The sequence below is a fragment of the Kitasatospora atroaurantiaca genome (genome assembly GCF_007828955.1).
GTDB lineage: Bacteria > Actinomycetota > Actinomycetes > Streptomycetales > Streptomycetaceae > Kitasatospora > Kitasatospora atroaurantiaca.
Window position 1 is genome coordinate 3,718,866 of record NZ_VIVR01000001.1, and the last position, 25,219, is coordinate 3,744,084.

Here is a 25,219-nt window from a genome sequence, read left to right on the forward strand (position 1 = left end):
CACCGGAACCCGTTCCCCTCCGCAGAAGGAGTGCCACCACATGCGCGCAGATCAGACACCTGCGGTGGACCGGTTCGGACCGCCCCGCCAGGCGGTCCGCCGGGCAGCGGTGCTCGGCTCCCCGATCGGGCACTCGCTCTCACCCACCCTGCACCGCGCGGCCTATGCCGCGATGGGGCTGGACTGGAGCTACGAGGCGGTCGACTGCGACGAGACCGCGCTGCCGGCCCTGCTCGGCTCCCTCGACCGGTCCTGGGCCGGGCTCGCACTCACCATGCCGCTCAAGCGTGCTGCCCTCCCGCTGATCGACGAGGTCTCGGACCTCGCCCTGGACGTGGGCGGCGTGAACACCGTGGTGTTCCGGGACGGCCGCAGCTTCGGCGACAACACCGATGTGTACGGGATGGTCACCGCCCTGCGCGAGGCCGGCATCGAGGCACCGGGCTCCGCCGTGGTGCTCGGCGGCGGCGCGACCGCCTGCTCGGCTCTCGCGGCCCTGCGGGAGCTCGGAGTCCGCGAACCCGCCCTGGTGGTACGGGAGCGCAGCCGGGCGGCGGAGGCCGGCGCGGCGGCGGGCCGGCTCGGCATCGCCGTCGAGGTGCACACCTTCCGCGAGTTGGAGAAGCTGCTGCCGGGCACCGGGCTGGTCGTCTCCACCCTCCCCGCCGGAGCCGCGGACGCGTACGCGGCGGCCGTCATGCACGCCCGGGCGGCGGTCTTCGACGTGGTCCACGCGGCGTGGCCGACCCGGCTGGTCAAGGCCGCCGGATTCGCCGGCAGCCCGGTGGTGGACGGCCTCTCGATGCTGCTCCACCAAGCCGTGCGCCAGGTCGAGTTGATGACCGGCCGGACCGACGTGCCGATCGCGGCGATGCGCAGCGCGGGCCGCGCGGAACTCGCCCGCCGGGCGGGCTGAGGAGCCCTCCGCGCGCCCGTGCCCGGGACACGACCCGGCTAGGCGGAGAGCTCCTGCGACTTGTCGAAGCCCTGGCGCCGCGCGGTGGAGAGCACCGAGATCGTGTGCGCCACCGAGCAGAGGGTGGCGTGGCGGTGCCAGCCGGCGTACGAACGGCCCTCGAAGTCCCGCATGCCGACCTTGGCGCTGACCTCGGAGAAGTCCTTGGCGACCCGGCGGGTGAGCCGGCCCAGGCGCAGCAGGGCGACCGGGGGCACCTCGACCAGGTTGGACAGCCAGAGCTCCGCGGGCTTGCCCTTCGCCCCGGACCAGCCGCCCACCAGCGTCAGCGGCCGCTCCTGCGGCGGGACGGCACCGGGCCTGCGGACCGCGGGCAGGGTCACCCTGGTGCCGCTGACCAGGATCGAGCGGGTGATGGAGTAGTCCGGGTCCACCCAGCCCACGGGGCGGGAGTAGCGCTTGGCCCACTCGATCAACTGCTGGGCCTGGAGGAGCCGTTCACCGCGCCCGGGCAGGCTCGCGTCGAAGCCGACGAGCCGGGTGGAGCCGCCGACCCGCATGACGAACGGGATGCCGCGGCGGTTGAACTCCTCGATCAGCGCCACGGCGTCGAGCTCGCGCGCGTCCAGGACCGCCGGGCGGCGGCGCAGTCCCCACTCCGGGCCGGACATCTCGGCCACGGCGGCGACCGCGCACGACTCCGGGGTGGCCGCCGACACGTCGTCGGGGATCTTGGCCCGCTTGCGCCGCTCCTCGTTGTCGAGCCAGTCCGGCGGCAGCACCAGGCCCCAGTTCACCGGGGCGCTCATGTCCTCGCTCGCCAGCCAGACCCCGTACGCCTGCTGGCTGTTGACGACCCGGCCGAGCTCGGTGCGGAAGGACTCCTCGACCCCGACGGAGTGCTCGCCCGCCTTCGGGATGGCCATCGAGTTGAGCACCCAGGCCTGGGGCAGCAGCACGCGGTCCAGGTGGCGGGCGAGGGCCTGGCGTACCGGGCCCCAGCACCAGGAGGAGTCGCTGATGAAGTGGTGCAGGCTCTGCTCGGCCGCGCCGTAGCCGGCCACGGCGGCGAGCGCGCGCATGGACTTGCGGCCCGGTACGGACAGCAGCCCGGAGATGTACCACTCGCCCCGGGCGCGCTGGTCGCGACGCTTCAGCGAGGCCAGCATCTTCCGGGAGAACTCCGTAACGAAGTCGTCCGCCACGTCTCCCCAGATGTGCTCCGGGACGTCCCTCTCGATGACACCTTCCACAGCCCCCGTCCCCTCTTCCGCGATCGCAACCACTGACACCTCCGGGACGCCTGCTCGGCGCGGAGGATCAGATGCGAGGTACTGACAGGATCACCATACAGAACCGACTGGTTGGTTTGAAAGACTTCGTCAGATAGTCGCCGGCCCGGCCGAATCCGTCGAAGACGGTCGATACCGCTTGGTTGGTTTGTTAGGATGCGAGGCAACTGCTGTACCTGCGCCCGCCCCCACCGGTCGCATGCGCATGCCCCGGCGGTCGGCCTCCCCCCGGCGGCACAGGCCCGACCCAGCCCTGGCACCCCTACCACCCCCCGTCACGAGGGAGAAGCGATGCCCCGCCAGGAACGGGCCGAACGTACGCGACAGCTGCTCATCGAGGCCGCGGCCACCTCCTTCGACGCCATGGGCTTCGCCATGACCGGACTGTCCGAGGTCACCCAGCTCGCCGGGGTGTCCAAGGGAGCGCTGTACTTCCACTTCGGCTCCAAGGAGCAGCTGGCCGAGGCCGTGATGGCCGAGTCCAGGGAGGGCCTGAGGGGAGTGATCCGGACGGCGCGTCACCCCGGCGGGCCGTCGCTGCAGTACCTGATCGACCTGTGCCACGGCATGGCCCACCGGCTCGACCACGACGTGGTGTTCCGCGCCGGGCTCAGGCTCACCGACGAACCCGGGCTCGGCGCGGACCGATGTCCCTCTCCCCATCCGAGCTGGGCCAAGGTGATCAGGCGTCAGCTGCAGAAAGCGGCCACCGAGCGGGACCTGCAGGCCGACGTCCTGCTGGACGAGACCGCCACCCTGCTGGCCGCCACCACCGCGGGCATCGAGGTCCTGGCCCGCCGGGACCGGACCTGGCTGAGCCAGCAGGTGCTCGTCGGTCTCTGGCAGGCGGTCCTCCCCTCCATGGTGGCGGCCGAGCGGCTGGGCCGGCTCCGCACCGGAAGCAGCGGAACCGACCCCCGCCCCCACCTGCCGGAGCAGGCGGGGCTTCCCCGCGCTCAGCCCCGCGAGGAGACGGGCCCGCCCATCGGAGACAGCGCCGAGCGGTACCAGGGCGCGTGATCCGCGAAGCGCGCGGCGAAGCCGGGGCCGGGCGTACACCCCGTCCGCTGCCACAGCCGTGAGCTCTCGTACCAGTGGTCCACGGCCAGGAGCGAGAGCCGCCTGCCCCAGGAAGTCCCGTCGGACGCGGCGAGCATCTCCCCGGCCTGCGCCAGGGAGACCTCTCCGGACGGGAGCGCGGCCCCCACCTGCTCGGCCACCACGGTGACCAGATCCCGCATCAGCACCGGTACCGGATCGCAGGCGTGGTACACCTGCCCGCCGGAAGCCGGCTCCCACGGCGCCCTCGCCAGGGCGGCGATCGGCCGGGCGAGGTCGTCCACGGCGATCACGGAGAGCCGGGCCCGGCCGCCGTCGATCCAGTGCGGCACTCGGGTCATCAGCTCGACCAGGGTCGGGACGACCCAGACGTCGCCCGTCCCGTAGACCAGACTCGGCCGGATCACGATGCCGCCGGCCGCCAGCACCTGCTGCTCGGCGAGCAGCCTGCTCCGACTGGTCACCGACTGTGGCTCCAGGGCGAGTTGGCGCTCGTCCGCGTTCCGGTGGACGCCGTCCCGGTAGACCGCCGTGGTGCTCAGGTGGATGAAGCGCCGGACTCCGGCCCGGGCGGCCTCGGCGAGCAGCGCACTCGTCCCCCGGGCGTTGACCTCGTGGCACAGCTCGGGGTCGCCGCCGATCTGGGAGGCCAGGTGCACCACGGTGTCCACCCCGGTGCAGAGGCCGCGCAGGGAGGCGCCGTCGCCGAGGTCCCCCTGCACCACCTCGGCCCGATCGGAACCCTCCGATGCCCGACGGTGCGTCAGCAGCCGTACGGGGACGCCGTCGAGCAGCCGGAGCACCTGACTGCCGACGAAGCCGGTGCCGCCGGTGACCAGAATGCGGAGAGCGGTCACTGATACCGGCCTCCCTGCCCGGGCTCGGCCGAGATCGGCCGGACGTTGAGCACGCCGCGGGCCACCGGCTCGCCGCCCTGTTCGGCCACCACCCGGACGACCCGGCCGCCGTTCTCGTCCAACGGCCCCGGGAAGGCCCGGACGAACACGGGCAGGTGCAGCTCGGCATAGCGGACGAAGTCGGCGTCCAGCCCGAACGGAGCCACCACCCGGCGCCCGGCGACCCGGCCGGCGGCCTGGCGCATCGCCTCCACCAGCACCATGCCGGGGACGTGGTCGACCGGGTGGTCGAAGAGCACCGGGTGGCGCCGGTCGGCCTGGATCCGCCAGTGGTACGGCTCCCCCGTCGGCTCCAGCACCCTGTCCATGGCCTCGCCCCGGTAGTCGGCCTGGGCCGGCACCATCGGGCGCTTGGCAGCAGCCAGGAGCGGCCCGCGGATCCGGGCGTAGGTCTCGGGCGGCATGCAGTCGAGCCGCATGCTGCCGCCGCCGAGGCGCTCTCCGTCCCGGTAGATGTCGGTGTCGCAGCGCATGCCCGCCAGGACCCCGCGCCGGAACCGGAGTTCGTGGCAGGTGGCCCTGATCGTCAGGTCGACCGGCGTCGGTTCGACCGTCATCCGCGCCGGATCCGCCTGGTACGACACGTCCCACAGCAGGAACGGGTAGTCCAGCGGGACCCCGTAACCCGCGTGGGCCAGCAGCATGCCGGCCTGACGGATCGTCTCGGCGAGCAGCAGTGGATCGTGCACCCCGGCGACCGGGCGGTAGAAGCTGTGCGTCCTGGGCCACTGAGCGCCCAGGATGAAATGATCGGGCTGCACCTGCCGCCACCCGGTGAGCAGCACCTCGGCGACGGACGCCCGGTGCACGTACTTGCGTGGCACGGTCTGCTGATGGAGCTCGGGCGAGCCCGCCTCCTCCTCGGTCAGCAGGCAATCGGCATCCGACAGTAGCGACCCCATGGTCTTCCCCCAGAGACGAATAAGTCCGGCCACCGACAGGCGGTCGGACATGATCAGGCGGCCGGAAACGCCGGCTCGCCGATGGAGCTGGACATGACCGCGAGTCGGTCGCCCGCGGTGCTTCAGCTCTTGTGCGCTAGGTGGTGCTGCCTACGACGACACATACGCCATCCCTCTGTCACCAGGACTCTCCCCTGTCCCTCGGACCCGCTCGACCGGCGCTCCAGGGCGCCTCGAACAAGAGTAGAGTACCATCCGGTCGGTTTGTAGTGGGGTTTGGTTAACGATTCAAGGAGAGCAATGGCGCAGCAGGCGCGGGCAGTACAGACCCGGCGGGAGATCCTGCGGGCCGCAGCGGAGGTCTTCGACCGGAAGGGGTACGCGGCCGCCACCATGGCCGACATCCTCACGGTCGCCGGCATGACCAAGGGTGCGGTCTACTTCCACTTCGCCTCGAAGGAGGAGCTCGCCCTCGCGGTCGTCGCCGAGCAGTCCCCCTGGCTGGAGAGCCTGGATCTCTCGGCCCCGGGCTTCCAGCCCGTGATCGACCTGACCACGGCCTACGCCCGCGCGCTCCTGGACGACCCGTTCATCCGGGCCGCCGTCCGGCTGGTGATCGAGCACGGCGCCTTCGAGAACCCCAACACGGAGGCCTGGCAGGCCAGCATCCTGCTGATCCGATCCCTGGTGGTGCAGGCCGAGGAGGCCGGCGACATGCTCCCGGGGCTGGACGCCACGGTGGTGGCCGAGACCATCACGTCCTCCTTCACCGGCATCCAGCTGACCTCCCAGGTGCTGGCGGACCGCGCCGATCTGCTCGAACGCGTCCGCGCCTGGTGGACCCTGCTGCTCCCCGGGTTGGTGAGGCCCGAGCGGATCCCGACGCTCGACCCGGCCGGCTCTCCCCGGTCACGGACGCCCAACCGGCCTGTCTCTGACATCCCGTAAGATCACGCCCGCTGTTCGACCGGACCCGGGAGAAGCTCGTCTTTCTGCACAGCCCGGCCTGGCCCCACTCCTCTGGGGCCAGGTCGATTGCACGTCCGCACTCGTTCATTCCAATGACTCGGACAACAGGGGATATCGCTTCATGACCATCAGGACATCGCAGCACGCCATCGCAACGGCCCGTGCGCGGCTGCCCTCACTCACCGGATTGCGCTTCATCGCGGCGATGATGGTGTTCCTGTTCCATATGACGTTGACCAGGCTCGAACTGAATCCGTACAGCGGTGGGACGGCCCACGCGCTGGAGGCCGTGTTCACCAAGGCCGGCTGGGTCGGCGTCTCCTTCTTCTTCATCCTCAGCGGATTCGTGCTCACCTGGAGCACGCGTCCGGACCGTACGCCCCGTCAGTTCTGGTGGCAGCGACTGGTCAAGCTCTACCCCAACCACCTGGCCACCTTCGCCCTGGCGATGGTGCTCTACGCCTCGGCGACGGCGACCTGGAAGGAATGGCTCCCCAACCTCCTGCTGCTGCAGGCCTGGGTGCCCCGCTTCGACACCTTCTTCAGCGTGAACATCCCGAGTTGGTCGCTCTCCTGCGAGCTCTTCTTCTACCTCTGCTTCCCGCTGCTGAACCGCTGGATCGGGCGGATCGACGCCGCCCGGCTCTGGGCCTGGGCGGGCGGGGTCGCCGGTGTGGTCGTCTGCCTGCCCGCCGTCGCCCTGGCACTGCTCCCCGACACGCCCGTGATGCCCAACGGCTTCCCGGTCTCCGTGGGGCAGTACTGGTTCGTCTACCTGTTCCCGCCGGTACGGATGCTGGAGTTCGTCCTCGGCATCCTGATGGCCCGGATCCTGATGAGCGGGCGCTGGATCAACCTCCGCCTGCTCCCCGCGGCCGCGCTGGCCGGCGCCGGCTACCTGGCGGCCCTCGCCGTGCCGTGGCTGTACGGGCTCAGCGCCGCCGCCGTCGTCCCGCTCGCCCTGCTGATCCCCGCGGCGGCCTCGGCCGACGTCCGCGCCCAGGCCTCGCCGCTGCGGGGGCGGGTGATGCGTTGGCTGGGGGAGGTCTCGTTCGCCTTCTACCTGGTGCACGTCCCGGTCCTGCTCTACATGCGGCAGTTGATGGACCACGGCTACTACAGCGCACCGGTGGCCACCGGCGTGGTGCTGCTCATCACCGCCGTCAGCCTGCTGCTCGCCTGGCTGCTGCACATCGGGGTCGAGCGGCCGCTGATGCGGCGGTGGGGGACGCTGCCGCAGGCACCCGCCGAGGCCGCCGCCCGGCCGGCCCAGGCCGCCGAACCCGCCTACTCCCTCGCGAGCAGCGCGGCCAGTGCCAGCAGCGCCAGCCGGTAGGAGTCCAGGCCCAGGCCCGCGATGGTGCCGGTGACCACCGGGGAGACCACGGAGGTGTGGCGGAAGGGCTCCCGGGCATGGGGGTTGGAGATGTGCACCTCGATGACCGGGGCCTCCACCATCGCCAGCGCGTCCCGGACGGCGTAGGAGTAGTGGGTGAACGCCGCCGGGTTGATCACCACGGGGAGGCGGGCGTCCGCCGCCTCGTGGAGCCAGCCGATCAACTCGGCCTCGCTGTCGGTCTGGCGGACCTCCGCCGCCAGACCGAGCTCCTCCGCCGTCCGCCGGCACAGCTCCACCAGATCGGCATAGCTCAGCGAGCCGTAGACCTCCGGCTCGCGCCTGCCCAGCCGGCCGAGATTCGGCCCGTTGAGCACGTACACCCTGGTCATCGGCCGACCACCGCCGGGTCATCGGCCAGGGCCAGGCCCAGGCGGGACAAACCCGCCAGCTGATGGACACCCTCGACGGCCGCCTCGACGTCGAAGGCCGAGCGGTGCGTGGGCGGGTAGCCGATCAGCTCGGCGGCGCGGGCCGGGATCGGCTGGGCCGCCGCCTCGGCCGACTCCCAGAGCATGACCGCACCCCAGCGGTTGGTCTCCGGGTCGGAGATCCAGGTCTTGAGCACCAGCCCGGGGAAGACCGCGAACCGGTCGACTGCCTCCTCCCGGAGGAAGGTCCGCAGCTCCTCGATGCTCCGGCCGGACGCGGTCAGATCCCACCAGACGACTACGGCACGCATGATGACTCCTAGGGAAGTTCGGGGGCCCGGACGGTCATGGAGTGGGTGGGGGTACCGCGCCACGACCGTCCGGGACAAGCCGGCTGGGGGGAGGATCAGCCGGCCAGCAGGGAGGTCAGCAGCTCGCCGATGATGGTCAGGCCGTCCTGGCTGAGCACCGACTCGGGGTGGAACTGCACCGAGCGGAAGCCGGGACCGCGCAGCGCGTGGATCTGGCCGGTCTCCTCGTCCCGGCTCACCTCCACCACACCGCCGAGGGCCGGGACGTCCACCCGGTCGGCGTCGCTGCGCCCGGCGAACGTGTTGTAGAAGCCGACCAGCTCGGTCCGCCCGAACAGATCGATCTTCTTCTGCACGCCCTGGTTGGGCAGCTCCCGGCGGACCAGGTCGAAGCCGAGGACCGTGCTGAGCACCTGGTGGCTCAGGCACACCGAGAGGAACGGCGTGCCGCTCCCCAGCAGCGCCCGGGTCGCGCCGTGCAGGTGGGCGATCTTGGGGTGGTCCACCTCCTGCGGGTCCCCCGGGCCGGGGCCGAGCACCACGAGGTCGTACCCGTCGAAGGTGTACTCCTCGTCGAACCGCCGGACGGTGACCTCGAGTCCGAGCGCCCGCAGCTGGTGGTCCCACATCGCGGTGAAGGTGTCCTCGGCGTCCACCACCAGCACCCGACGGCCCGCCAGCTCGGGCACCGGGCGCACCCGGGTGTCGGTCCGCTCCAGCCAGAACGGCGCGAGCGAGACGTTCCGCTGGGCCAACGCCGCCAGCACGTCGGGGTGTTCGGCGAACCCTGCGGGCGCCGCGGCGGTGGCCGTCGGCGCGTCCCGGGTGCCGAGGGCGGCGAGCAGCCCGGCTGTCTTCGCCCGGGTCTCGGCCACCTCGGAGTCCGGGTCCGAGTCGCGGACCAGGGTGGCGCCCACCCCGATCCGCATCCGGCCGCCCGCGTCGATGTCCGCCGTCCGGATCAGGATCGAGGAGTCGAGCGTCCGGCCACCGTCCGCGTCCCGGCCGATCAGGGCGACCACTCCGCTGTAGTAGCCGCGGCCGGCCGGCTCGTACCGGCTGATCACCTTGGCCGCGCTCTCCAGCGGGCTGCCGGTCACCGTCGGCGCGAACATGGTCTCCCGGAGGATGTCCCGGACGTCCCGGGTGGTGTGCCCCTCGATGAAGTACTCGGTGTGGGCGAGGCGGGCCATCTCCATCAGGTGAGGGCCCGTCACGCGCCCGCCGGCGTCGGTGATCCTGGCCAGCATCTTGAGCTCTTCGTCCACCACCATGTAGAGCTCGTTGGCCTCCTTGGGGTCGGCCAGGAAGGAGAGCACCCCGGCCAGGGTGGGGCCGGACTCGGGGTACCGGTAGGTGCCGCTGATCGGGTTCATCACCGCGAGGCCGCCGGCGAGGCTGACGTGCCGTTCCGGGGTGGCCCCGACGAAGGTCCGGGTGCCGGTGTGGATGACGAAGGTCCAGTACGCCCCTCGCTCCCGCTCCAGCAGCCGGCGGAAGAAGGTCAGCGCGGCGGCGGTCGAGTAGTCGGAGATGTCCGCCACGAAGGAACGCCGGATGACGAAGTTGGCGCCCTCGCCCTGGCCGATCTCGTCGGTCAGGATCCGGCGGACGGTCTGCGCGTACTCCGCGTCGTCGACGTCGAAGTCGCCGTCCACCAGGTCGATCCGCAGGTCGGGCAGCCGCTCGAGCGCCTCCTCGACATGGACGGATCCCTGCTCCCGGACGGTCAGGGTGATCAGCGGTGAGCCGTCGTCCGCGGCGGCGAAGCCGCGCTCGGCGATCTGCCGGTAGGGCACTACCGCCAGCACCTCGTGCTCGGCCCGGCCGGTCACGGCCGCCCCGGCCCGCAGCGGGATGTCGGCCAGGGCCTCGACCTCCGCCACCTCGCCCACCAGAACGTCGATCCGGTCCGCCGCGCCCGTCTCCGGGCGGTGCAGCAGGGCGAACGCGGGAGCCTCGGCCGCCAGGATCCGTTCCAGCAGTGCATCGCTCCCCGGGTTGTCCGTCATGATGCTTCCCTCCGCAGTGTGTGTGGGGCCTAACCGGTTGGGGCCTAACCGAGCTCGGTGAGCACCGTCTTGGTGGTCACCGCCATCGCGCAGCGCTCCGCCGCGTACTGCAGGGCCGAGCGGTGGTACTCCAGGGAGAAGTCGGCGATCGCGTCGCCGACGAGGAACGGCTGGATGTCGAAGGTGAAGGCGTCGCAGGTGGTCATCAGGACGCCCACGTGCGCGTACACCCCGCAGACGATCAGCTGGTCGCGCCCCTGCTCCCGCATGAACTCCAGGAGTTGGGTGCGGTGGAACGCGCTGTACCGCCACTTGGTGAGCACCAGGTCGCCCTCGGCCGGCTGGACCGGGTCGACCACCTGCTTGTGCTCGGGGTCGATGGTCATCCCCGGCCCCCAGAAGTCGTTGAGCAGACCGCGCTGTTGGGGGGTCATGCCACCCGGCTGGGCGGTGTACGCGACCGGTACGCCGAGTTCGGCGCAGCGCTCCCGCAGCAGGGTGACGTTGCGGACGAGGTCGGTCACCGGCGACTCACCGGCCGGGAACGGCCGCAGGAAGTACTTCTGCATGTCGTGGATCAGCAGGACCGCCCGCTCGGGGTCGACGGTCCATTGCGCGGTGTTCTCGGGCAGGTCGCCCTGCTCCGGCATCGGGTAGGCCGTGATGGCCGGGATTCCCATGACGGGTGTTCCTCTCAGCTGGAAGATGACCGGGCAGGGCGCCCTGGCCTCGCGCACGATGCGCTCGGTGCGCTCGGTGCGCTCGGTGCGCTCGGTGCGTTGAGTGCGCTCGGTGCGTTGAGTGCGCTCGGGGCTCTCAGTGGCCCAGCGCCGCGCCGCCGTCGACGGTGAGGTCGTGCATGGTGATGTGCGCGGCCTGGTCGGACAGCAGGAACAGCACGGCGTCGGCGATATGGGCCGGTTGGGCGATCCGTCCCAGCGGGATGCCGACCCTGAACGCCGAGGCCACGCCCTCGATGGAGGCCTGCGCCGCGCTGTTGTCCTCCCACAGGGCGGTCAGCATCGGCGTATCCGTCGAGCCCGGGGCCACCACGTTGCAGCGGATCCCGAACTTGGAGACCTCCAGGCCGAGGCACTTGGTGAACATGGTCGCCGCGGCCTTGGAGGCCGAGTACGCGGACATGTCCACCCGGGCCGTCCCCGCCGCGTTCGACGCCACGGTGACGATCGCGCCTCGACTGCCCCGCGCCACCATCCGGTTGACCACGGCGCGGGAGACGAAGAAGACCCCGGTGGTGTTCACCGCGAAGGTGGTGGCCCAGTCCTGGTCGGTGAGCGCCCGGGCCTGGCCGAGCCGGAGCACGCCGGCACCGTTGACCAGGTAGTCGATCGGGCCGAGCTGCTGCTCGACACCGTCGATCACCGCCTCGACGTCGGCGCTGTCCGTCACGTCGGCGGGGAAGGCCTCGGCTCGCCCGCCCTCGTTGCGCAGCTCCTTGGCGAGCTGCTCCAACCGATCGGCGTTGCGGTCGACCAATGCCACCGCGACGCCGCGCTCGGCCAGTGCGCGCACCACCGCCTCGCCGATTCCGCCGGCCGCACCGGTGACCAGGGCGACCTTGTTTTCCATCCCATTCATAGCGACCCCACAAATCGAGGATGATCGGCCGCTGCGGGCCGAAAATTTCTGATGTGCCGATTCACGGCGAAGGGCCGGTTCACAGCTCCGGTCCGATCCGCAGCGCCGGGCCGGTGTCCGTCGGGGCTGGTATCCGCTAACCCCGCCAGGCGGCGGCGACCTCGAGGGCCTGGGCCGGGTTCAGCCGGGGGTCGCAGAAACTCGTGTACTTGTCGCCCACGCTCGCCAGGAACCGCGCATCGTGGACGCATTCCGTGACGTCGTCCGGGGTGGTCTCCAGGTGAAGTCCGCCGGCCACCGCACCCGCAGCGATGACGGCATTCTGGAATTCCTTGACCTCGTGGATCACCGTCTCCACCAGCCTGGTCTTCAGGCCGTCGGGCCCGCTGACCGTGTTGCCGTGCATCGGGTCGGTGAGCCAGATGACGGGGTGTCCGGCCGCCCGGACCGCCTCCGCCATGGCCGGCAGCCGCTCCGCCACCGTGGCCGCCCCCATCCGGGCGATCAGGGTGAGCCGTCCGGGCTCGCGGTGCGGGTCGAGCCGCTCGCAGAGGGCCAGCAGCTCGTCGACCGTCATGCTCGGGCCGACCTTGGACGCCACCGGGTTGGCCACCGAGGCCAGCAGGGCCACATGGGCGCCGTCCAGCTGGCGCGTCCGGTCACCGATCCACGGCAGGTGGGTCGAGGCCAGGTAGGTACGGCCGGTGTCGTCGCAGCGGAGCAGCGGCACCTCGTAGTCCAGCAGCAGGGCCTCGTGGCTGGTCCACACCGGCGCCCCGGCGGCCGGGAGCTCGGCCGCCGCGCGCAGGCGCAGGGCGTCCAGGGCGGTGCTCGCGGCCTCGTAGCCGGCCAGCAGGCGTCGCGGGTCCGGCCGGCGCAGCTCGGCGTCGGGCTCGGGGCTGTTGACCATGTGCCCGCGGTAGACCGGCAGCTCGACACCGTTGACGATCTCGGTCGGGCGGGAGCGGGGCTTCCCGAACTGGCCCGCCATCCGGCCGATCCGGATCACGGGGCGCAGCGCGTTCAGGGACATCACACCGGCCAGCGCGTCCAGCAGCCCGACCTTCCGCGTGACGTAGCCGGGCTCGCACTCGGCGGGGTCCTCGGCGCAGTCACCGGCCTGCACCACCTGGAGGTTGCCCGCGGCCACCTCGGCCAGCAGGCTGCGCAGCTCGGCGACCTCGCCCGAGCTGACCAGCCCCGGCCGGTCCGCCAGCTCGGCGGTCACCTCGGCGAGGAGTTCGGCGTCCTCCCACTCCGGCTGCTGCTGCGCCGGAAGCGACTTCCAGTAGTCGAGCCCACTCTCCAGCTCGCTTCCGATCCCGCTTTCCGCCAGCGCCGGGCCGGCCAGGACCGGTCGCGTCGCGATTGCGTCGCTAGTCACTCAGAACCTCCGTGGTCATGAATTCTTCACTTGCCCGGAAATCGAGATCACCGAATTCCTCCGCCCGACGACCTGAGCGGGGGGCAACCTTTTCCACGAGTCTGAGGAGCGGAAACATGACGGTCAACGGCCGTTGAACCACTTCGTCAAGTATCGAACACTCTGTCAATTCCTTGAATTACCACGAAAATTCGTCAGAGTTTTATGATCCCGGAAAGAACTTCCGACACTCCGCCAGAATGTCCCGACCCCGAGAAGTCGGAGCCTGACTTCATCATCTTCTGAGGCCTCCTCGGACACAGAAAAGCGCCGCCCGGTCTCCCTCCGTCATGACGGTGGAAACCGGGCGGCGCCGGGGTGCCGCGTCCTTTCGGTCAGTCGCGCGCGCGAGCCTTCTCCAGGCTCTTACGGGCCTGCGCGGCAACCCGATCGGGGGTGAACCCGAACTGCTCGTACAGGGTCTGGTACGGCGCGGAGAGGCCGAAGCGGTCCAGGCCGACCGACTCGCCGGCCTCGCCGACCAGGGCGTACCAGCCGAGCGAGGAACCGGCCTCGACCGAGACCCGGGCCCGCACACCGCGCGGCAGCACCGACTCCCGGTACTCGGCGTCCTGCTCGTCGAACCACTCCACGCACGGCATGGAGACCACCCGCGTCGCGGTGCCCTCGCCCTCCAGGATCTCCCGGGCCCGCAGCGCGATCGGGACCTCGCTGCCGGTGGCGATCAGGATCACCTCCGGTGTCCCGGCGCCCGCCTCGGCCAGGACGTAGCCGCCCTTGGCCACGCCGTCGGCGCCGGCCAGCCCGGACTCGGCCGTACGCTCCAGCACCGGCAGGTTCTGCCGGGACAGGCAGAGCCCGGCCGGGCGGTCGGTGTTCTCGAGGATGGTCCGCCAGGCGACCACCGTCTCATTGGCGTCGGCGGGCCGGACCACGTCCAGCCCCGGGATGGCCCGCAGCGTCGCCAGGTGCTCCACCGGCTGGTGGGTCGGGCCGTCCTCGCCGAGACCGATCGAGTCATGGGTCCACACGTACGTCACCGGCAGCTTCATCATCGCGGCCAGCCGCACGGAGGGGCGCATGTAGTCGCTGAACACCAGGAAGGTGCCGCCGTACGGGCGCGTACCGCCGTGCAGGGCGATGCCGTTGAGGATGCCGCCCATGCCGTGCTCGCGGATGCCGAAGTGCAGGGTGCGGCCGTAGCGGTGGCCCTTGAAGGTGCCGGTCTGCAGTTCCTCGGGGATGAATGACGGCTCGCCCGCCATCGTCGTCAGGTTGCTCTCGGCCAGGTCGGCCGAGCCGCCCCACACCTCCGGGAGCACCGGCGCCAGCGCCGAGAGCACCTCGCCGGAGGCCTTCCTGGTCGCCATCTCGCCACCGGCCGGGAACACCGGCAGCGCCGAACTCCACTGCTCGGGAAGGGTCCTGGTCGAGATGCGGTCGAACTCGGCCGCCCGCACCGGCTCTGCCGTGCGCCAGTCCCGGAAGGTCTTCTCCCACTCCTCGCGGTCGCGCCGGGAGCGGTCCACCACCTGGCGGGCGTGCGCCAGCAGCTCCGCCGGCACGTCGAAGGACTTCTCCGGGTCCAGCCCGAGCACCTGCTTGGTCGCGGCGACCTCCGCCGCGCCGAGCGCGGCACCGTGGATCTTCCCGCTGTTCTGCTTGTTCGGCGAGGGCCAGCCGATGATCGTGCGCAGCGCGATGATGGAGGGCCGGCCGCTCTCCTCCCGGGCCTCGACCAGCGCCCGGTGCAGCTCCTCGACGTCCTCGACGTACTCGCCGGAGGCCGTCCAGTCCACCCGCTGCACGTGCCAGCCGTACGCCGCGTAGCGGGCAGGCACGTCCTCGGAGACGGCGATCTGGGTGTCGTCCTCGATCGAGATGTGGTTGTCGTCGTACAGCACCACGAGGTTGCCGAGCTCCTGGTGCCCGGCGAGGGCGCTCACCTCGTGGCTGATCCCCTCCTCCAGGTCGCCGTCGGAGGCGAAGACCCAGATGGTGTGGTCGAAGGGGCTCTCGCCCGGCGCCGCGTCCGGGTCGAACAGGCCGCGCTCGCGGCGGGCGGCCATGGCCATCCCGACGGCGTTGGCGAATCCCTGGCCCAGCGGACCGGTTGTGGTCTCCACGCCCGGCGTGTGGCCGTACTCCGGGTGAGCGGGGGTCAGGCTGCCCGCGGTGCGCAGCGCCTTGAGGTCGTCCAGGGTCAGCCCGTACCCGGAGAGGTAGAGCTGGATGTACAGGGTCAGGCTGGAGTGCCCGCAGGACAGCACGAACCTGTCCCGGCCCGCCCACTGCGGGTCCGCCGGGTCGTGCCGGAGCAGCCGCTGGAACAGCAGATACGCCGCCGGGGCCAGGCTCATCGCCGTGCCGGGGTGGCCGTGGCCCGCCGTCTCGACCGCGTCCACCGCCAGGGCCCTGGCCACGTCGACGGTCCGGCGGTCCAGCCCCGTCCACTCGAACCGGCCGGGCGTGCTGTGTACCTGAGTACTCATCGGAAGGCTCAGGGCTCCTCTCCAGGGTGCTGTGGCATGGGGGGTTCGCGCCGTCACGGCCGCTCGAACTCTGCTGCAGCCCCGTCAGCACCGACAACCGCGCTGGGCTGACTTCGTCACGTGACCTCGCCCTTCCCGCCCGCCGTGCTGGAGGACCCTACGGCTGGTACTGGTAGGGGGTGGTGGTGCTCAGGGCGGCGAACCCGAGGCGCTGGAGGATCGGACGGCTCTGGTCGGAGGCGTCCACCTGCAGGTAGCGGTAGCCGAGTTCGGCGGCCGTACGGACCCGGTGGGCGATCAGGGCGCGGTAGATGCCCCTGCCCCGCCAGGAGGCGATGGTGCCGCCGCCCCAGAGGCCGGCGAACTCGGTGCCCGGGTGCAGTTCCATCCGTGCCGCGCACACCGGCAGGTCCCCGGCCATCGCGAGGGTCATCCTCACCGTCTCCGGGCTCTCGGCCAGTTGGGCGTGCATCCGCTGCCGCAGCCGGCCGCCGCTCATGGCGAAGGCGTGCTCGTACACGTCCGCCGCCAGATCCACGCCGGCCGCGTCGGTCACCTCGTACAGGCCTACACCGTCGGGCAGTTCGATGTCGGTGTGCAGGTCGCTGATCCGGGCCACCATCAGGGTCTCGGGGGGTTCGGGCTCGAACCCGGCCGCCCGCAGCCGCCCGGCGAGGTCGGCGGGCCGGTCATGCGCGTACAGCTTCCATTCGAACTCCAGCCCCAGTGCGGTGAAGTACCGCACCTGCGCTTCGATCTCGGCGTCGGCCGTGGCCGGGTCCAAGTCCGACCAGACGATGCCGTTCCAGTCGTGGCTCGCGCCCCCGACCTGCCGTACTACGCCGCCGACCCGCTCGACGCGGGTGCCGGGGCCGTCAGCCTGCGCGTTCCGGCGGAGTTGGCGGTCGAACAGGGCGAGTGCTTCATCGTGATCCATCCGCTCATTCCAACACCGCGCGAGTGGGTGCACCAACCGGAATCCCGCCGCGTGGTGGGCATGGGACGCCGTGATCCGATTGTCCCACTACTGCACATGTGTCCGGTTCTGCAACGGAGTTGACGCATATCTGACGGTGCGTGTGCTACCGTCCGCGCTTAGAAATAGTTGACCCCGGCAGTGCGCCAACACCCCGGGGTCCGACACCAGGAGTAGAGGCTCCCAATGCAGATTCATCGTAACGCGCACGTGCGCGATTTCACCGTCCTGCCCAACGCCGCCCTGCGGGACCGCCGCCTCAGCTTCGCAGCCCGCGGCCTGCTGGCCCACCTGATCTCGCTGCCCGACGGCTCCCCCGAGACGATCCGCTCGCTCGCCGAGGACAACCCGGATGGGCGACAGGGCATCGCCACCGCCTTCGACGAACTCAAGCGGCACGGGTACTTCCACGTCTGGCGCCAGAAGAATCCGACGACAGGTCAGATCACCACCCACACCGCCGTGTTCGACATCGCGCAGGTCACGCCGGAGCCCGCAACCGCAGACCCTGGACCGCGAGACGACGGAACGCCGGGCCAGCACCCCTTGGTAAAGAACCAGGGGGAAGAACCCTCCCTCCCGCCGACCGAAGCGCCCCGCCTCACCCCGCCACCACCGCAGCCGCCCGAGCCGTCGGCCACCCCGGTGGACTCCCCCGAGGACTCCCCCGTGGACTCCCCCGAGGCCGCCGGGATGCTCTTCCGACTCGCCGACGCGGAACCGCGCCTGCGGATCGGGGTCGCCGAGGCCGCCACCCTCGCACCCCTCGCCGCCGAATGGCTGGCCCGCGGCGCCACCGAACGAGACCTCCGCACGGCCCTCCTACCCGGCCTGCCACGCCGGATCCACTGCGCGGCGGCCCTGCTCCGCTCCCGCCTCCAGTCGAAGATGCCACCCGTCCCCACCCCGAAGCCGCCGGCCCCCGAACGCCACGAGTGCGCCCACTGCCGCGCCCCCATCCCGCACCCCGGCATCTGCCGCCCCTGCGCCGGAGTCGAACCCACACCGGACACCTCCGGCTTCATCGCAGCCACCCGCAGAGGCGCCGCCCGCGCCCGGGCAGCCATGCACGGCCGCCCGACCCCCGCCCTGGCCTGACCGACCCGGCCGTGCCGGTCCGCCCAGCCGGTGACGCCCTCAACAGAACTCCGACGCCCACGAGTACGCTCTCCCAACGCGGAGGACGGGCGCCGGCTCGGCCCACAGAGAGGGAGAGCGTTGTGGAGGAAGCCGGTCAGTGGTCGGTCGTCTGGGAGGGAGCGACGGCGATCGCGCTGAGCTTCATCCTCAGCCTGGGGACTCGCTGGTGGCGACAGCGGAGACCCAGCACGATGGTGCGGCAGCGGCGATCACACCTGGAATGGCTACCTTTCATGTTCGGGGCTGTCGTGGTGGTAGCAGCCTTGCCACGGACTCTCGGCGCCTCAGCATCCACCGTCTCCCTCGCCGACACCCTCGCCCACGTCCTGGCCTTGACCACGGTCTTCATGGCCCTCCGCGCAGCCGTGATCCTGCTCGCCCGATGCATCCGGCTGCTCCTCGGACGTGGCACCGCCGACAGCCACGGCTGACGGCTGACGGCTGACGGAATTAGTCGCCCGAATCCCGCACCACGCGAACCGCGTAAGACTTGCCATCCAGGCACCGGTGCCGCCACGGGCGGTTACCTGACCGTCTGGGCCGACGGCACGGCGAAGCCGGGCACCAGCAACCTCAACTTCGGTACGGGCCAGACCGTCCCGAACCACGTCACCACGCCTCTCGGCGAGAACGGTGCGTTCGACGTGTACAACTTCAAGGGCCGGACGAACGTCATCGCCGACCTGTTCGGCTACTTCAGCAAGTAACCGGGGCCGGCCGAAGCCGCTCTCTCCGCCGCGCCGCGGGGAGAGAGCGGCTTCGTTGTTGCCACAGCCCGATCGGCCGCTCGCATGTCTTCACCCGTACCGAAGCGGGGAGCTGAGCGGACTTCAGGCGCCCTTCACTGGCGTTTCTCCCCACCCGCGGAGAGCGTGGGATTCGAACCCACGGCACAGGGCCACCGCACGTCAGAGCCCGATGGTCGGGCGCGTGAGCACCGGTGGAATCCAGGGGCGGAAGATCTTGAGGTTGTAAGTCATCGTCATGTCGTCGATCAGGAACGGCAGTTTGTTGGCGGCGTCCTCGACCGCCATGAACGAGATGTTCACCCGCTGCTCGGAGGAGGAGTAGAAGGCGTCGGGCAGCGTCAGGGTGACCTTCTGGTACTCGCCGTTCGAGTCCTTGTTGGTACGGCTGGTCAGGAGGTACGGGGTGCCGTCCTGCGTGGTGGCCTCGACGATCAGCTCGCGGTATCCCATGGTGGCCGGCGTCTGCGGGTCTATGCGCAGCCAGAAGCTGAGCACCGGAACCCGGTACGCGGGGACGGTCACCTGCTGCGAGACGCGGTTCACGCCGGCGAAGCCGCGACCTCCCAACTCTGCCTTCCAGTAGCCCGAGTGGGCCGGGTAGGTGGAGGAGCTGTTGATCAGCTCAACTCCGCCGAAAGGCATGGAGAACTGGTTCCAGCTCCCACCGCCGGCCTCGAACCCGGGGTTGGCGAAGCTGCCGGCGTCAGCCTGTGCGGCGGGGGCGGTCAGCATTCCGATGGCGGCCGCGGCGAGGGCGGCGGACACGGCAAGGCGGACTCTTCGGAAGCGGGGGCTCATGTCTCTCCTGGTTGGCGGTTCGTCGCGCCGGTCGCGGGAGGCGAGCAGGGCTCGGTATCCACTGGGCGATCCGGGGAGCCGGCGTGTGGTTCGGCCGGTGTACGAGAAAACGTATCGTCAACCACTGACGCCCGTACCGTCGGAAACGTTCCGGCCCATCGCCGGTATCGCGACGTGCCAACCGCTCCACCGCCCGCGAGCCAACGCCCTGTCAGAGGCAAGCAACGCACAGGCTGAGATCAAGGCGCAGAAACACGACGTACGTCCTGCCGACCCCTTGAATCCTGCCGAGGTGGACCAGCTCCGCCCCGGTAGTGCCGGGCAGACTGCGCCGGAGCGTCATCCCGGACGACGAAGTCGGCCCCCTCAGCGAGTGCCGCACGAGCCGCGTCGGCGGCAGCGCTCTGGACAGGCCGCAGCGCCTGACGGGCAGTCACGAGTGCCACGGCATGGCAACGGCCCCTGACCGTTCTCGCTGGTCAGGGGCCGTTCTCCGGCGGAGAGCGTGGGATTCGAACCCACGGTGCGGGGTCACCGCACGACAGTTTTCAAGACTGTTCCCTTAGGCCGCTCGGGCAGCTCTCCAGGCGGAGGCCAGCCTAACGGGTCCGGAGGGGTTCGGTGCACACCGTTTCGGGTCGGAGATCAGTTGTCGCCCTTGCGTTCGCCGAGGGTGACGGTGGTCTTGGCGGTCTTGCCGTCGCGGGTGTACTCGACCTCGACCTTGTCGCCGGGCTTGTAGGTCCAGATCTCGCTGACGAGGGTCGGGCCGCTGTCGATCGGGTGATTGCCGAGCTTGGTGATGATGTCGCCGGGCTTGAGGCCGGCCTGGTCGGCGGGGCCGCCCGCGGTGACGGGCGGGGTGCCCTGGACGGAGCTGGTCTGGATCTGGGCGCCGTCGCCCTTGTAGTCGTCGTTGCGCAGCACGCCGAGGATCGCGTACACCGGGGTGCCGGTCTTGATCAGGTCCTGGGCGACGCGCTTGGCCTGGTTGATCGGGATGGCGAAGCCGAGGCCGATGCTGCCGGCCCGGCCGGTGCTGCCGCTGGTGTTGGACTGGATCGCCGAGTTGATGCCGATCACCGCGCCGCTCGCGTTGAGCAGCGGGCCACCGGAGTTGCCCGGGTTGATCGAGGCGTCGGTCTGCAGCGCGTTCATGTAGGAGGACTGCGCGCCGGTCTCGTCGCCGGAGGCGACCGGGCGGTCCTTGGCGCTGATGATGCCGGTGGTGACGGTGCCTTCCAGCCCGTACGGGGCGCCGATGGCGATCGTCGCGTCGCCGACCGCGACCTTGTCGGAGTCGCCCAGCGGGAGCGGGACGAGCTTGTCCTTCGGCGGGTTGTCCAGCTTGATCACGGCCACGTCGTAGCCCTGGGCCCGGCCGACCACCGAGGCGGGGTACGAGGAGCCGTCCGAGAACTTCACGGTCAGCTTGCCGCCGTTGGCCGCCGGGGCGACCACGTGGTTGTTGGTGAGGATGTGGCCCTCGGTGTCGAAGACGAAGCCCGTACCCGTGCCGGACTCCTGCGAGCCCGAGGCCTTGATGGTGACGGTGCTGGGCAGGGCCTTGCCGGCGATCCCGGCGACGGAGTCCGGCGCACGGTCGATCGCCTTCTGGTTGTCACCCGCGGTGACGGTGGTGCTGGTGTGGCTGGTGGAGGAGCTGCCGGCCCCACCGTCGCGGTCGGCCACGGAGACGCCGATCGCTCCGCCCGCGAGGCCGGCCACCAGGGCCACCGCCGCGACCAGGGCGATCAGGCCGCCGCGCTTGCGGCCGGGGCCCGGGGCGGGGCTGGGCGCGCCGGGGTACTCGCCCGGGTAGCCGGGGACGTCCGAACCGCCGGCACCGCCCGGGGGCGTGCCCCAGCCGCCGAGCGGCTGGCCTGCGCCGAACGGGTGGTGCCCCTCGGCCGCCAGAGGGACTGCAGCGGCTGCCGGAGCCGGGGCCGGAGCGGCGTAGGGGTTGTTGGCCGCCGCCGGGGCGGCGGGCGGCAGCACCGGCGGCGGCGCGTCCACATAGGTGGGCGTAGGCGAAGGTGCAGCGGGGGCAGGGGCGGGCGCCGCAGGCGGCGGCGCGTCCAGGTAGGAGGGCGCAGCCTCGGCGGGCGCCGGAGCGCCCTCGGGGGCCGGAGCGCTCAGCTTGGTGAAGGCGAGCGTCGGCGCGGACTCGACAACCGGCGGGGCATCAGCCGACGCGGTGTCAGGAGCCGGACCCACCACCCCCTGACCGGAGGAGGAGCGCTCCTCCTCCGGCCCGGTGGACCCACTCGCGTGCTCGGTGCTCACGTACGACCTCCATAGCTGACAGGACCTTGGACCATAGTTTTTCGCATACGTGATTCGGATGCCGTAAGGAGCTCTCTGAAGAACTCTTAAGAATCCTTACGCACTCCTGACAGAGCGCGCTCAGCACCCCCCGGAGGACCCCCCGGAGGACGCCCGGGAGCACCCCCGGGCGGTCCCGCGATGCGGACGCCCGTCCCCCTGGCCTTGGCGTTCCCGGCCCGGCCGGTTAGCCTGACGCTCCAAACTGACACGCGGGAGCTTGGACCGTCCAGGCTGAGAGTGCGCTGGTCGACCGTACGCCATGGCCCTGCATCCGATGCAGGGCCGCCGAGCGTCGCGGCGAGGGAGCGCTGACCGCTCGAACCTGTCCGGGTAATGCCGGCGTAGGGAGAATCGGCCATGACGGCTGCCCCCACCCTCACCGATCCGTCCACCGCCGCGCTCGCGCGCCCCGAGGCGCCGCTGACGCTGGACACCGCGCCGCCGCGCACGCTCGGGATCCGCGACCAGTTCGCGCTCTGGGCCAACCTGGGCGTCAGCCTGATCGGCTTCACCAGCGCCGCGACCGTGCTGGGCGCCCCTGGCGCCGAGCTGTCCTTCACCGCCGCCGTGACGGCGATCGTGGTCGGGACGGTCATCGGTACGGCGATGCTGGGCGTGGCCGCGGTGATCGGCGCCCGGACCGGCGCCCCGGCGATGGCGGTGCTTCGCGGGCTGTTCGGCACCCGGCTCTCGTACGTCCCGACGGTGCTGAACATCGCCCAGTGCATCGGCTGGGGCGTGTACGAGCTCACCGTGATCGCGATGGGCGCGCAGACGGTGAGCGGCACCGAGGGCTGGCGCTGGCTGTTCGTGGTGCTGGCGGGTGCGCTGACCACGGTGCTGACCATCTGGCCGCTGGGCTCGATCGCGGTGCTGCGCAAGTACGTCGCCGCCGCCGTTGGCGTGGCGATGGTGTACTTCACCGTCCAGCTGGGCCGCCAGGGCTTCCCCGACCCCGGCGCGGGCAACTGGACCGGCTTCCTGCACGCGACGGACGCGATCATCGCGGTGTCGATCTCCTTCGTCCCGCTGGCAGCCGACTACACCCGGCACTCCCGCACCCCCGGCGCCTCGTTCTGGGGCACCTTCTCCGGCTACACGGTGGCCCAGGTGTGGTGCTACGTGCTGGGCCTGATCGCGCTGCTGCAGTCCGAGGGCGACCCGTCGAAGATCTTCTCCTCGTTCACCGGCGTGGCCGCGGGCTGGGCCTTCCTGCTGGTGCTGGTGCTGCGCGAGACCGACCAGTCCTTCGCGAACGTGTACTCGACCGCGATGTCGATCCACAACCTCTTCCCGAAGGTCGACCGCCGCCTGCTGACCGGCGGGATCGGCGTGCTGACCACGGCGCTCGCGCTGCAGATCCACGAGTTCAGCGACTCGTACTACGCGTTCCTCGGCCTGATCGGCTCGGTCTTCGTGCCGCTGCTGGCCGTGCTGGCGGTGGACTACTTCTTCGGCGCCGGCCGCCGGGGCTGGAACCTGGAGCAGGACGCCCCGGCCCGCTGGCTGATGCTGCTGCCCTGGGTGCTCGGCTTCGCCACGTACCAGTTCCTCGCGCCGACGGCGATCGCCGGCTGGTGGACCGACTTCTGGACGAACGCCCAGTCCGCGGTGCACTTCACGCCGCAGGAGTGGAGCTCGGCCTCGCTCTTCAGCTTCCTCGTCCCGGCGCTGGTCACCTGGGCGCTCACGCTGGTCCGCAAGGAGAGCTGACCTCGACGCGGCGTTGAGCCGTTGAGCCGTTGCCACGGCCGGCGCCGGGTGTTCTTCGCCCCGTGTTGGCCGTGGCGACGGCTCCGCGCCATCCGGGGCCTCGTAGGGTTGTCGGTGTGGACACCCGCAACCTCCCCGCGACGGCGCCGGACGCTCTCGACCGCTCCGCCGTACGGGTCATCGCCCATCGCGGCTCCTCGGCCGCCCTCCCCGAGCACACCCTCGCGGCCTACCGCCTGGCGGTCGAGGAGGGCGCGGACGGTCTGGAGTGCGACGTCCGGCTGACCGCCGACGGGCAGCTGGTCTGTGTGCACGACCGTACGGTGCGGCGCACCTCGGACGGGCGCGGTGCGGTGTCCGCGATGACGCTGGCCGAGCTCGGCGAGCTGGACTTCGGCTCGTGGAAGTCCCCGCAGGCGCCCGAGCCGAGCCCGATCCTCACCCTGGCCCAGCTGCTGGAGCTGGTCGCGGACGCCGGCCGGCCGGTGGAGCTGGCCATCGAGACCAAGCACCCGACCCGGTACGCGGGCCGGACCGAGGCCGAACTGCTGCGCCTGCTGCGCCACTACGGCCTGCTGCCGAGCACGCCAGCGGAGTCCTCCGTACGGATCATGAGCTTCTCCGAGCTCTCCCTGCACCGGATCCGCCGCGCCGCCCCGGCCATCCCCACCGTGTACCTGCTGGAGCGCCGGCTCCCCCTGCTCGGGCGGACGAAGGCACTGCCCGGCGGGGCGGGGATCGCCGGGCCCGGTATCGACCTGGTCCGCGCCAACCCGGGTCTGGTGACGGCGCTCCGCCGGGCCGGGCACCGGGTGCACGTGTGGACGGTGGACGACCCCGCCGACGTCGAACTCTGCCTGGAGCTCGGCGTGGAGGCGCTGATCACCAACCGCCCGCGCGACGTGCTGACCCGACTGGGCCGGTAACTCGGCCGGTAACTGGGCCGGTAACTGCGGCAGTAGCGGCGACGGTGGCGGAGGGACGTAGCGGAAGGACGTCTGCGGTTTCCGGCCAATTGGCGTACGCGGGCGCGGGTCCGGGGGCGCGAAGTGCCGCTGATGGCTAATTCCGTACCGTTTCACAACGGTCCGTGAGCAAGTAATCACCAATTGCGTACCGTGAGTTGCGAAGCTGGGAATTGCCCGAGTGCGATCGCCCGACGGTCGTTTCCGACGCATTCCCAGGGGGCATCCATCCCTCGGCAAACGCTGAAGGAGGTCCGGGGGTGGCGTTGATGGTGGTACGTACTGTGCCTGAAAAGGCTGGGCCGGCCTCATCGACCATGGCAGTGCCGCACGGCCCGGCCAGTGTCGGTGTCGCGCGGCGACGGCTGCGCCGTGATCTGGGCGATCGCAAGCTGCCGGACACGGTGATCGACGATGCGGTCCTGATCCTCTCCGAACTGCTCAGCAATTCCTGTCGGTACGCGCGCCCGCTCGGCCTGCTGGCGGAGCTCGACGAGGGCGCACCGGCCGAGCTGCCGGCCCCGGAACTGATCGACGCCCTTCTGGTGGGGGCCCACGCCCCGAACCGGCGCGGGCCGAGCAGCGCCCAGGAGGACGACTCGGATTCCGGTGGAATTCTGGTCCGTTGGCAGATGCACGGCGACGGGTTGCTCACCCTGGAGGTCACGGACGGCGGCGCGGTGACCAGACCACTGCCCGCCCGGCCATCGCTGACCTCCCGGGGCGGGCGCGGCCTGAGCATCGTGGGGCAGTTGGCGAGCGACTGGGGCGTACGGGACGCCCCCGGCCAGGTGACGGTGTGGGCGGCCCTGCCCGCGCGCGCCCGGCACGCCCGCCGGGACCAGCGCGAGCAGCACGAACAGCACGAGCAGCGGGAACCGGACGCCAGGAGCGCCTAGCCGTATCGGCCCGAAGGCGAGCGGCGTGAAT

22 protein-coding genes and 1 tRNA gene are annotated in these 25,219 nt (G+C 71.2%); 9 read left to right on the forward strand and 14 right to left on the reverse strand.

What is annotated here, in order from left to right; all coding sequences use genetic code 11:
* Positions 1-40 precede the first annotated feature (40 nt).
* Positions 41-916, forward strand: coding sequence for a shikimate dehydrogenase (locus FB465_RS17185; protein WP_145791706.1), 876 nt, complete (start codon positions 41-43; stop codon positions 914-916).
* Positions 917-954: 38 nt separating this feature from the next.
* On the opposite strand, the gene FB465_RS17190 is transcribed toward FB465_RS17185, so the two are convergent.
* Complete coding sequence (locus FB465_RS17190) at positions 955-2,169, reverse strand: IS701 family transposase (protein ID WP_246192696.1); 1,215 nt, start codon at positions 2,167-2,169, stop codon at positions 955-957.
* Between the two features lie 330 nt (positions 2,170-2,499).
* Between FB465_RS17190 and FB465_RS17195 the strand changes: the two genes are divergently transcribed.
* Positions 2,500-3,228 (forward strand): ScbR family autoregulator-binding transcription factor, encoded by a 729-nt coding sequence (locus FB465_RS17195; RefSeq protein ID WP_170290617.1) that lies wholly within the window; start codon positions 2,500-2,502, stop codon positions 3,226-3,228.
* Here FB465_RS17195 and FB465_RS17200 read toward each other — a convergent pair.
* Both FB465_RS17200 and FB465_RS17205 read right to left on the reverse strand, forming a co-directional pair.
* The gene (locus tag FB465_RS17200; protein ID WP_145791711.1) at positions 3,165-4,124 is read right to left on the reverse strand and encodes an NAD-dependent epimerase/dehydratase family protein; all 960 of its coding nucleotides are present in this window, start codon (positions 4,122-4,124) and stop codon (positions 3,165-3,167) included. The genes FB465_RS17195 and FB465_RS17200 overlap by 64 nt on opposite strands.
* A complete protein-coding gene (locus FB465_RS17205; RefSeq protein WP_170290618.1) occupies positions 4,121-5,086 on the reverse strand; it encodes a ScbA/BarX family gamma-butyrolactone biosynthesis protein in 966 nt (321 codons plus the stop codon). The genes FB465_RS17200 and FB465_RS17205 overlap by 4 nt, the downstream gene beginning before the upstream one ends.
* A 300-nt stretch (positions 5,087-5,386) precedes the next feature.
* Between FB465_RS17205 and FB465_RS17210 the strand changes: the two genes are divergently transcribed.
* Both FB465_RS17210 and FB465_RS17215 read left to right on the forward strand, forming a co-directional pair.
* Positions 5,387-6,034, forward strand: a complete 648-nt coding sequence (locus FB465_RS17210) for a ScbR family autoregulator-binding transcription factor (RefSeq protein WP_145791714.1) — start codon at positions 5,387-5,389, stop codon at positions 6,032-6,034.
* A gap of 142 nt (positions 6,035-6,176) precedes the next feature.
* Positions 6,177-7,391 carry an acyltransferase family protein gene (locus tag FB465_RS17215; RefSeq protein WP_145791716.1) on the forward strand — a complete coding sequence of 405 codons (1,215 nt, stop codon included), beginning with the start codon at positions 6,177-6,179 and terminating at the stop codon, positions 7,389-7,391.
* Here the strand turns inward: FB465_RS17215 and aroQ are convergent.
* The 8 genes from aroQ to FB465_RS17255 form a co-directional block, all read right to left on the reverse strand.
* A complete protein-coding gene (aroQ, locus tag FB465_RS17220) occupies positions 7,343-7,783 on the reverse strand; it encodes a type II 3-dehydroquinate dehydratase (RefSeq protein ID WP_145791717.1) in 441 nt (146 codons plus the stop codon). The genes FB465_RS17215 and aroQ overlap by 49 nt on opposite strands.
* Positions 7,780-8,133: a hypothetical protein gene (locus FB465_RS17225; protein WP_145791719.1), complete on the reverse strand. Its 354-nt coding sequence runs from the start codon at positions 8,131-8,133 to the stop codon at positions 7,780-7,782. Before FB465_RS17225 ends, aroQ begins: the two co-directional genes overlap by 4 nt.
* Positions 8,134-8,228: 95 nt before the next feature.
* On the reverse strand, positions 8,229-10,145 hold the full coding sequence (locus FB465_RS17230) for an anthranilate synthase family protein (protein WP_145791721.1): 1,917 nt from the start codon (positions 10,143-10,145) through the stop codon (positions 8,229-8,231).
* 44 nt (positions 10,146-10,189) lie between these two features.
* Positions 10,190-10,825: an isochorismatase family protein gene (locus FB465_RS17235; protein ID WP_145791723.1), complete on the reverse strand. Its 636-nt coding sequence runs from the start codon at positions 10,823-10,825 to the stop codon at positions 10,190-10,192.
* A gap of 136 nt (positions 10,826-10,961) precedes the next feature.
* Entirely contained in the window at positions 10,962-11,735 is a 774-nt protein-coding gene (locus tag FB465_RS17240) for a 2,3-dihydro-2,3-dihydroxybenzoate dehydrogenase (protein WP_145797401.1), read from the reverse strand.
* Between the two features lie 145 nt (positions 11,736-11,880).
* Positions 11,881-13,128, reverse strand: a complete 1,248-nt coding sequence (locus tag FB465_RS17245) for a 3-deoxy-7-phosphoheptulonate synthase (protein WP_145791725.1) — start codon at positions 13,126-13,128, stop codon at positions 11,881-11,883.
* Positions 13,129-13,502: 374 nt separating this feature from the next.
* Positions 13,503-15,620 carry a transketolase gene (gene tkt, locus FB465_RS17250; protein WP_145791727.1) on the reverse strand — a complete coding sequence of 706 codons (2,118 nt, stop codon included), beginning with the start codon at positions 15,618-15,620 and terminating at the stop codon, positions 13,503-13,505.
* Between the two features lie 157 nt (positions 15,621-15,777).
* A complete protein-coding gene (locus tag FB465_RS17255; protein WP_145791728.1) occupies positions 15,778-16,557 on the reverse strand; it encodes a GNAT family N-acetyltransferase in 780 nt (259 codons plus the stop codon).
* 225 nt (positions 16,558-16,782) lie between these two features.
* On the opposite strand from FB465_RS17255, the gene FB465_RS17260 reads away from it, so the two are divergent.
* Both FB465_RS17260 and FB465_RS35850 read left to right on the forward strand, forming a co-directional pair.
* Positions 16,783-17,694 (forward strand): hypothetical protein, encoded by a 912-nt coding sequence (locus tag FB465_RS17260; protein WP_145791730.1) that lies wholly within the window; start codon positions 16,783-16,785, stop codon positions 17,692-17,694.
* 305 nt (positions 17,695-17,999) lie between these two features.
* Positions 18,000-18,167: a hypothetical protein gene (locus FB465_RS35850; protein WP_170290619.1), complete on the forward strand. Its 168-nt coding sequence runs from the start codon at positions 18,000-18,002 to the stop codon at positions 18,165-18,167.
* Positions 18,168-18,644: 477 nt separating this feature from the next.
* Here FB465_RS35850 and FB465_RS17265 read toward each other — a convergent pair whose 3' ends face one another.
* The 3 genes from FB465_RS17265 to FB465_RS17275 all read right to left on the reverse strand — a co-directional run bounded on the left by FB465_RS17265 (position 18,645) and on the right by FB465_RS17275 (position 21,569).
* Positions 18,645-19,283: a hypothetical protein gene (locus FB465_RS17265; RefSeq protein ID WP_145791732.1), complete on the reverse strand. Its 639-nt coding sequence runs from the start codon at positions 19,281-19,283 to the stop codon at positions 18,645-18,647.
* A 497-nt stretch (positions 19,284-19,780) separates the two neighbouring features.
* Positions 19,781-19,868: transfer RNA gene (locus FB465_RS17270), tRNA-Ser, on the reverse strand.
* Positions 19,869-19,928: 60 nt separating this feature from the next.
* The gene (locus FB465_RS17275; protein WP_145791734.1) at positions 19,929-21,569 is read right to left on the reverse strand and encodes a S1C family serine protease; all 1,641 of its coding nucleotides are present in this window, start codon (positions 21,567-21,569) and stop codon (positions 19,929-19,931) included.
* A gap of 399 nt (positions 21,570-21,968) precedes the next feature.
* Between FB465_RS17275 and FB465_RS17280 the strand changes: the two genes are divergently transcribed.
* The 3 genes from FB465_RS17280 to FB465_RS17290 all read left to right on the forward strand — a co-directional run bounded on the left by FB465_RS17280 (position 21,969) and on the right by FB465_RS17290 (position 25,188).
* Positions 21,969-23,324: a purine-cytosine permease family protein gene (locus FB465_RS17280; RefSeq protein ID WP_145791736.1), complete on the forward strand. Its 1,356-nt coding sequence runs from the start codon at positions 21,969-21,971 to the stop codon at positions 23,322-23,324.
* 116 nt (positions 23,325-23,440) lie between these two features.
* Complete coding sequence (locus FB465_RS17285) at positions 23,441-24,250, forward strand: glycerophosphodiester phosphodiesterase (protein WP_145791737.1); 810 nt, start codon at positions 23,441-23,443, stop codon at positions 24,248-24,250.
* A gap of 356 nt (positions 24,251-24,606) precedes the next feature.
* Positions 24,607-25,188 carry an ATP-binding protein gene (locus tag FB465_RS17290; RefSeq protein ID WP_246192697.1) on the forward strand — a complete coding sequence of 194 codons (582 nt, stop codon included), beginning with the start codon at positions 24,607-24,609 and terminating at the stop codon, positions 25,186-25,188.
* Positions 25,189-25,219 lie beyond the last annotated feature (31 nt).

Excerpts from the sequence above, each read along its gene's own strand:
- FB465_RS17185 (WP_145791706.1), top strand. The coding sequence starts at position 41 with ATGCGCGCAGATCAGACACCTGCGGTGGACCGGTTCGGACCGCCCCGC.
- FB465_RS17195 (WP_170290617.1), top strand. The coding sequence starts at position 2,500 with ATGCCCCGCCAGGAACGGGCCGAACGTACGCGACAGCTGCTCATCGAG.
- FB465_RS17205 (WP_170290618.1), bottom strand. The coding sequence starts at position 5,086 with ATGGGGTCGCTACTGTCGGATGCCGATTGCCTGCTGACCGAGGAGGAG.
- FB465_RS17210 (WP_145791714.1), top strand. The coding sequence starts at position 5,387 with ATGGCGCAGCAGGCGCGGGCAGTACAGACCCGGCGGGAGATCCTGCGG.
- FB465_RS17215 (WP_145791716.1), top strand. The coding sequence starts at position 6,177 with ATGACCATCAGGACATCGCAGCACGCCATCGCAACGGCCCGTGCGCGG.
- aroQ (WP_145791717.1), bottom strand. The coding sequence starts at position 7,783 with ATGACCAGGGTGTACGTGCTCAACGGGCCGAATCTCGGCCGGCTGGGC.
- FB465_RS17225 (WP_145791719.1), bottom strand. The coding sequence starts at position 8,133 with ATGCGTGCCGTAGTCGTCTGGTGGGATCTGACCGCGTCCGGCCGGAGC.
- FB465_RS17230 (WP_145791721.1), bottom strand. The coding sequence starts at position 10,145 with ATGACGGACAACCCGGGGAGCGATGCACTGCTGGAACGGATCCTGGCG.
- FB465_RS17235 (WP_145791723.1), bottom strand. The coding sequence starts at position 10,825 with ATGGGAATCCCGGCCATCACGGCCTACCCGATGCCGGAGCAGGGCGAC.
- FB465_RS17240 (WP_145797401.1), bottom strand. The coding sequence starts at position 11,735 with ATGGAAAACAAGGTCGCCCTGGTCACCGGTGCGGCCGGCGGAATCGGC.
- tkt (WP_145791727.1), bottom strand. The coding sequence starts at position 15,620 with ATGAGTACTCAGGTACACAGCACGCCCGGCCGGTTCGAGTGGACGGGG.
- FB465_RS17255 (WP_145791728.1), bottom strand. The coding sequence starts at position 16,557 with ATGGATCACGATGAAGCACTCGCCCTGTTCGACCGCCAACTCCGCCGG.
- FB465_RS17260 (WP_145791730.1), top strand. The coding sequence starts at position 16,783 with ATGCAGATTCATCGTAACGCGCACGTGCGCGATTTCACCGTCCTGCCC.
- FB465_RS17265 (WP_145791732.1), bottom strand. The coding sequence starts at position 19,283 with ATGAGCCCCCGCTTCCGAAGAGTCCGCCTTGCCGTGTCCGCCGCCCTC.
- FB465_RS17280 (WP_145791736.1), top strand. The coding sequence starts at position 21,969 with ATGACGGCTGCCCCCACCCTCACCGATCCGTCCACCGCCGCGCTCGCG.
- FB465_RS17290 (WP_246192697.1), top strand. The coding sequence starts at position 24,607 with ATGGCAGTGCCGCACGGCCCGGCCAGTGTCGGTGTCGCGCGGCGACGG.